The sequence below is a fragment of the Endozoicomonas sp. ONNA2 genome, from assembly GCF_024606365.1.
Classification (GTDB): Bacteria; Pseudomonadota; Gammaproteobacteria; order Pseudomonadales; family Endozoicomonadaceae; genus Endozoicomonas.
In genome coordinates this window covers 1-2,081 of sequence record NZ_JAHHPO010000337.1, presented here as the reverse complement: position 1 = coordinate 2,081, position 2,081 = coordinate 1, and the positions used below count along the sequence as shown (strand labels likewise).

General features: G+C 51.9%; 2 protein-coding genes. Both read right to left on the bottom strand.

The genetic code is table 11. The features are described 5' to 3' along the window. Positions 1 to 52 precede the first annotated feature (52 nt). A complete protein-coding gene (locus KDK14_RS06125; RefSeq protein ID WP_257264132.1) occupies positions 53 to 1,543 on the bottom strand; it encodes an ankyrin repeat domain-containing protein in 1,491 nt (496 codons plus the stop codon). Positions 1,544 to 1,630: 87 nt separating this feature from the next. After that, the gene (locus KDK14_RS06120; protein WP_257264133.1) at positions 1,631 to 2,074 is read right to left on the bottom strand and encodes an HAD hydrolase family protein; all 444 of its coding nucleotides are present in this window, start codon (positions 2,072 to 2,074) and stop codon (positions 1,631 to 1,633) included. Positions 2,075 to 2,081 lie beyond the last annotated feature (7 nt).

Below are 2,081 nucleotides of genomic sequence, written 5' to 3'. Positions count from 1 at the left end.
GAGCAACGCAGGAGCAGTTGCCGCGTAGGGCAGTCTATTCTCGGACAGCCTCCTAGAGGGACATCGGGTATATATACGACTTTACCGAACGTGGTACAGGCAGCTTGCTGACCGCCTGTTTCATTTGCAGTCCGTTATCAGCCAGACACTTGACCAGCCGACCCCGGATGCTGGCCCGGCAGCAGGATTGGAGAGACGGCAAACGGGGCACAGAAATGAAACTCCGGATTATTTCTTTTGTCTCAGGTTTTGCACATTGCAAGGCTGTCTGCCCACTGAATTCCCGAAGGTTCGGGTCAGCCCCATTGTTCAGCAGGGTTTCGACAATAGCATTGTAACCACAGGCAGCTGCCCGATGCAGCGGGGTGTAACGGCAAATATCGGGAATATTCGGGTTAGCCCCGTAGGCCAGCAGGGTCTCGACAGTGTGATAGCGACCGGCGCCCGCTGCTCTTGCCAGAGGTGTAGCACCATCATCACGGCAATGATGGTTATTCAGGTCAGCCCCGTTAGCCAGTGCCGTCTCAACTTGCTCCTCCCACCCCAAACGGGAAAAATTCAGTAACAGGCTGTCCCAGTCCGGTTGAAGGGTTTTCGGTAACAGGGTTTTGCATATATCGAGGTGACCGTTGGCAATTGCAAATTGCAAGGCTGTCCGTCCTGACATGTCCTTGATGTTCGGGTCCGCCCCGTAGGCCAGCAGGGTCTCGACAATAGTATGATGGCCTTTGGCAGCTGCAAGTTGCAAGACTGTCTGTTCAAAAATTTTCTTGATGTTCGGGTTAGCCCCGTAGGTCAGCAGGCTCTTGACAATAGCATGATGACCATTGTCAACGGCACGTAGCAGGGCTGTTTCTCCACATAAATCCCTGATTTCCGTACCAGCCTTGTTGGCCAGCAGGGTCTCGGCCATAGCATGATGGCCATTGGCGACGGCAATTTGCAAGGCTGTCTGTCGATGACTTCCATTGCGCATGTCCTTGATGTCCGGGTTAGCCCCGCAGGTCAGCAGGATCATGACAATAGCAAGGTGACCTGCGCGAGCCGCATCTAACAGAGGAGTACTACCCCTACAGCAATGGTTCGGGTCAGCCCTATTGGCCAGTGCCGTTTTAACTTGCTCCTGCCACCCAAATCGGGAAAATGCATTTAACAGGCTGCTCCAGTTCGGCTGACGGGTTTTGGGTAACAGGGTTTTAACTACATCGAGATGACCATTGGTAGCGGCCAGTTGCAAGGCCGAGCATCCAAGCCAGTCCCTGATGTTCGGGTCAGCCCTTTTGGCCAACAGGGTCTCAACAACAGCATGGTGACCATTGGCGGCTGCACATTGCAAGGGTGTCCATCCAAACTCACACACCCTGAAGCGAAAGCCATCCCAGCTGACCGACGGGATACCGACAATAGGATGCTCACGATGGTCACCAGCTAAAGCTGCCAAATTCAGCCAGTCGGTTTTAATATTCGGGTCAGCTCCATTGTCCAGCATACTCACGACCATGGCATAATGACCATCGGCAGCTGCTTTTGCGAGTGGATTCATGATGTGACAGCCTTCTGAAGATTGATTTTTTAGCAACAGAGGTGAAGGATAGGCAATCTTGATCTTTTCTCAATATCACAATTGCTACTACAAGCAGTACAGCTTCGCCAGATACTCAGCCACCGAGTGATCATCACAATGACCAATACGCTCAAAACCGGGCAGACTGTTCACCAGTGAGGGGTCAGCATTGCCCATTACCACACCTTTACCGACGCTGGACAGCATCTCAAAATCATTCATACCATCACCAAAAGCGATGGCATCCTGCAGCCCATAGCCTTTCAGTTTCAACACCTCAGCCAGTGCCGTCCCCTTGCAAACGCCCGGTGGCATAATTTCAAAGTACTCCGGCAGAGAGTAGGTCATATAAAGCTGGTCACCATACAGTTCACGAGCCTGGTCAGATAATGGCACTAAATCAGCGTGGGATTGCGCAAAAAAGAAGATCTTCTGGATAGCCGTGGTTTTAACAGCATCAAAATCCAGGGCGACAGAATCGGTCGAACGATCATCCCGATAATAGGATATTTAGCTA